The following is a 462-nucleotide window of genomic DNA, read 5'->3' on the forward strand; positions in this document are numbered from 1 at the left end:
AACGCCAAGCAGTCCTCCGCATCCTGATCGTGATCACCTTCGCTATAATCCATTGACCGCGCAACACCACCTTCCAAACTGATCACGTTCGCCGAAACGCCTGATCACCATCACCGAAATCCGCAATAGAACATCGCGAATACCTGTTCGCGTTTGCGGGCGTCCAACTTGCCCGGTACGGTTCCGTACAGTACCGACGATGTCCCGTTCAGCGCGAGCCCAAGCGGCGGTAGCATCGCCATCATCGCGACGGAGAGATTTCGTCTTTAAGATCGCTCATGGTTGTTCTTGTTCGAAAGACTGGGAGTCGATCATTTAAACAAAATGTGATCGACTTGCCTAGGGAAACACTGATTAATAGGCGATCGCGCGAGGTGGTCGGCGATGTGGGCGGGGAATGGCCGGATACCGAAGCGAAGCGCCGCCCATTCGGAGAAGTTTGCCCCGAGGATGCACCTTATT

At 54.5% G+C, this 462-nt stretch carries 1 protein-coding gene; it reads left to right on the plus strand.

All coding sequences use genetic code 11. The annotated features are described in order from the left end of the window. Nucleotides 1-278: 278 nt before the first annotated feature. The coding region (locus tag HWX22_RS31855) for a hypothetical protein (RefSeq protein ID WP_208456642.1) at nucleotides 279-462 on the plus strand (184 nt) is incomplete at its 3' end.

The sequence above is a fragment of the Burkholderia sp. BCC1638 genome (assembly GCF_902833195.1).
Classification (GTDB): Bacteria; Pseudomonadota; Gammaproteobacteria; order Burkholderiales; family Burkholderiaceae; genus Burkholderia; species Burkholderia diffusa.